The sequence below is a fragment of the Geobacillus sp. B4113_201601 genome (assembly GCF_001587475.1).
Lineage (GTDB): Bacteria > Bacillota > Bacilli > Bacillales > Anoxybacillaceae > Geobacillus > Geobacillus icigianus.
On record NZ_LQYX01000084.1, the window covers coordinates 660 to 4,142 of the forward strand.

Annotated in this window: 3 protein-coding genes and 2 pseudogenes; 2 read left to right on the plus strand and 3 right to left on the minus strand. The window is 39.4% G+C overall.

The genetic code is table 11. The features are described 5' to 3' along the window. Positions 1-187 precede the first annotated feature (187 nt). The 3 genes and pseudogenes from B4113_RS19895 to B4113_RS11660 all read right to left on the minus strand — a co-directional run bounded on the left by B4113_RS19895 (position 188) and on the right by B4113_RS11660 (position 1,533). Positions 188-331 carry a hypothetical protein gene (locus B4113_RS19895; RefSeq protein WP_156102683.1) on the minus strand — a complete coding sequence of 48 codons (144 nt, stop codon included), beginning with the start codon at positions 329-331 and terminating at the stop codon, positions 188-190. 159 nt (positions 332-490) lie between these two features. Then, a pseudogene (locus B4113_RS11655) lies at positions 491-995 on the minus strand (IS701 family transposase); the annotation flags it as partial. A 28-nt stretch (positions 996-1,023) separates the two neighbouring features. Beyond that, a complete protein-coding gene (locus B4113_RS11660; protein ID WP_033017768.1) occupies positions 1,024-1,533 on the minus strand; it encodes a DUF4829 domain-containing protein in 510 nt (169 codons plus the stop codon). A 614-nt stretch (positions 1,534-2,147) separates the two neighbouring features. Between B4113_RS11660 and B4113_RS18910 the strand changes: the two are divergent. Then, positions 2,148-2,405, plus strand: a pseudogene (locus B4113_RS18910) (fatty acid desaturase); the annotation flags it as partial. Positions 2,406-2,431: 26 nt separating this feature from the next. Next, positions 2,432-3,049, plus strand: coding sequence for a LysE/ArgO family amino acid transporter (locus B4113_RS11665; RefSeq protein ID WP_033842847.1), 618 nt, complete (start codon positions 2,432-2,434; stop codon positions 3,047-3,049). The last annotated feature ends 434 nt before the right edge of the window (positions 3,050-3,483 follow it).

A 3,483-nucleotide genomic window follows, 5' to 3' on the forward strand; every position in this document is an offset into this window, starting at 1 on the left:
TCGCTAGGAAAACCGCTCACCTACGAGCAGCGAAGGATTCTGCAAGGATTGGGAATGGATGAGAGCATTTACGTGTAACGTCATAGGGAACGACTAGCGATGGTAAAAAAAGGATTGCCATCGCTTGTCGTGTTGGTCAAAAAGTTATTCTGAAAAACTAAATAAAAAATCCTTTGTTTTGACCTTGTTAGGGTGCGAAATGTGAGTTATTATCTTTTTTATTTCTTCTTACTATAAGTACTTCTGTTGGATCACTATATATTTCAACACCATTATTTTTGTAATTAACAGTAAACTCTTGATATATTTCTTTTTTGTTCATATTGTTCATATTAAAGTACCTCCTAACCGTGAATAGATGACGGAACCTCTTTAGAGTTCGTGAAAGTAAAGATTAAAAAACTTTTGTGGCAATACAATATATACTAAGTTGAAATTTTGTTTTACATCCAGCCGATTATTCAGCATTTATATATACTATCAGTTTGAGCAAGATCTCTTCATCGCCTAGCTCCCGGTCGGTGCTCAAGACGACATGACATGGAGATGATCCGGTGTCATCGGTTGATCCGCCTTCCAAGCCAGCCGCATCACCGCGTCATCGAGGTCATGGATCGCTCCCTCGTAGTGATACACGCGGTAACGTTCGTTCCCCACCGTGACGAGGCGGGTGTCGTTGGACTCGATATAGCGGGCAAACTCCTTCGCTTGGACGGCGATGCCTTTTGGATAGAGAATCCGGTTCGTCTTGAGCATGGCGATGACTGGAATCCTTGTTTCAGGCAGGCTTCGATGAGTGTTTGGGATGGATACCACGCACATCGGCCGAGTCCACTTTGCTTTGAGCGAGGAAAACCTCGCGATCGCTAGGTCGATCTTGCTTCTTCCCGCTGTCTTGTCATACAGATGAAACGCTTGCGTGAAGGTGTGTGCACCATCCGCCAAACGAGCGAATGCCCCCAAACGGATGGATATTTGTGAGAGGAATGTTCATCTACAGTTTTTGTTCAGAAGTTTTATTTGTTAAGACTCTCTTTTAGGTGTATTTTCATCAGTATCAATTAGCCAAGGACTATCTCGATTTTCCTTAATGAGAATAAATCTTCGATAATTTTTCCCGCCTAAAGTGGGAACCAAATTAGGATCTTGTACCTTAATGTTAAGTTCCCCATAATAGACTTTGATCGCAAAATATTGTTTATAATTCGGGTCAATGGGGCCTGAGTCATTAGAGATATCAACAAGCTTAGTGATGGTAACCTGCTTCATATTTTTAAGGTATTTACTATACTCTGGTTGCCCTTCGAATTTCAATTGCGGGCCTAGAAGCGATGCCGCATCTTGATATTTTTGTTTGTTGATATCCTGATAAAATTTTTCAATCACCTTTTGTGCCTCTGGGACAGGTGTTTTAACAATATTAGAACGAGCCGTTTGTGGCTCCTTTTGGTGTAAAGGCTTCTTTGCACTATCACCACATGAAGCTAATAAAAATAAAGCGAAAGTGATTACTACAAACATAAGTTTTTTCATTGTTTCTTCCCCTTCCAATATACGGCTGTAAATTTAATCTCCATTACCTGTAATGATAGATGTTCCAAGGATAGTAATAATTTTACCAACTTTCAAATGCTCGTTTGCAACTACATTATGAATTAAAAGGAGGGAATTTACAAAACAATTCATTCTAAAAAATACGACTATTTTCTACAAATGTTGACATGCAACGTCATCTTTGTCGATTTCACTGTACGGCTCACCTTTCTTGATTTTCCGAATAATATTTCAATAAGAAATCGATAAGCTGTAAATATCAAAGGGGGGAGACTTCACTCTATACTGTAGATAAGGTGGTACATCGATTCTAACCAAGGAATCGGGTTCATGTCTCCTTTTTTGTTTGTAAATTTATGTTAGGGAATTTGCTCATCTAAATATTTACAAAAAATTATAAATATTGTATTATTCATTTATGTTGGTTATGTTGGTTTATATATAAAAAAGAGGAGGGTGAATATGCAGACAGAGAAACATAAAAGGATAAAAGCAAATTTTTCTCCGGAACTGCGTTCAAAAATCCAAAAACTGTACGCTAGGAATAATTGGTATAACTTCTTGGCAATTGGTTATGATTGGTTCATAGTTTTAGACATACTTTTTGTACCCCAATAGGAAGATTCTTTTTACATCCACATCATGACAATTATCACCTTGTACATCATTTGTTTCCTGCGATTCCTCACTATAACTTAAAGAAGGCACATTTAATCCTAATGGAGGACGCTGCATACAGAGAGGCTCATCATTGTACGGGATTTTTTAAATCATTCTTACCAGGGTTTTATAGTGTCATTGAGGATATATGTGGCATCTCTTTTGATAGAAGTAAAGGCAAAATTAGTTAATGGGTTCATGAAAAGGTGGGAACATCATGTTGACAGCATTGCTTCATGGGATTGCATTAGCTTTTGGATTAATTCTACCCCTCGGTGCGCAGAATGTCTTTGTTTTCAACCAAGGGGCCTCACAGCCAAAGTTCAGAGGGGCAGTTCCAGTAATCATTACAGCTTCGCTTTGTGATACTTTACTCATTTTGTTAGCTGTTTTTGGAGTCTCTGTTCTTGTTTTTACGGTTCCTTTACTACAAACTATACTCTTTTCTTTAGGGTTATTCTTTCTGATTTATATGGGGTGGTCTATTTGGAATAGCGACCCTGCAAGCTTAAGGAAGAATGAAGTTGCGTTGACTCCTAAAAAACAGATTATGTTTGCATTATCGGTGTCCCTTCTCAACCCACATGCCATCCTAGATACAGTGGGGGTGATTGGAACTAGTTCGCTGAATTACAATGGATTAGACAAAGTGGTGTTTACTATTGCGACCATTTCGGTTTCTTGGATTTGGTTTTTATGTCTTGCCATTGTCGGAAGAATAGTCGGTAATTTCGATACAAAGGGAACACTTTTAAAAATGGTAAATAAACTATCAGCTTTGATCATATGGGGAGTGGCTGTATACATAGCCGTTCAATTGTATAAAATGTTGTAAGTAGGATTACCTGTAGTGTTCCGTGTACACTCCAGAAATACACGCAAACGAAACCGTTCTAGAAGGCCGGTGAAAAACGGCTAATTCCCTTCATCAATGGGGGAATGAGTGAAAAGTCGGATCGGTGCAACAAGGTTTCTCGAGCTGATAAATAACATTGCCAATCCGTATTTAGGATTCCATCACCATCCTCCCTCTATAAATATTGATGTATCAAGGCTTTGCGGCCTCTCAGGGGTGTCAAAAAAATATTTTTCGACAAAATCCCTTACATCCTTTTTCAGTTTTGTGGATATCTTACAGACCTAGGGTGCGCTTCGCGGCCACTGCTGGGTATTTTTTACTGCAGTGGGGAGAAGCGTATTCGATGCACCCTTGGATCTCTGCATCGCTGATGAGGACGAACCCTCCCATGTCTCCGGGCGTCTTCGCGC

Bases quoted from the DNA above. Each gene is read 5' to 3' on its own strand.
- B4113_RS11660 (WP_033017768.1), bottom strand. From the start codon at position 1,533: ATGAAAAAACTTATGTTTGTAGTAATCACTTTCGCTTTATTTTTATTA.
- B4113_RS19895 (WP_156102683.1), bottom strand. From the start codon at position 331: ATGAACAATATGAACAAAAAAGAAATATATCAAGAGTTTACTGTTAAT.
- B4113_RS11665 (WP_033842847.1), top strand. From the start codon at position 2,432: ATGTTGACAGCATTGCTTCATGGGATTGCATTAGCTTTTGGATTAATT.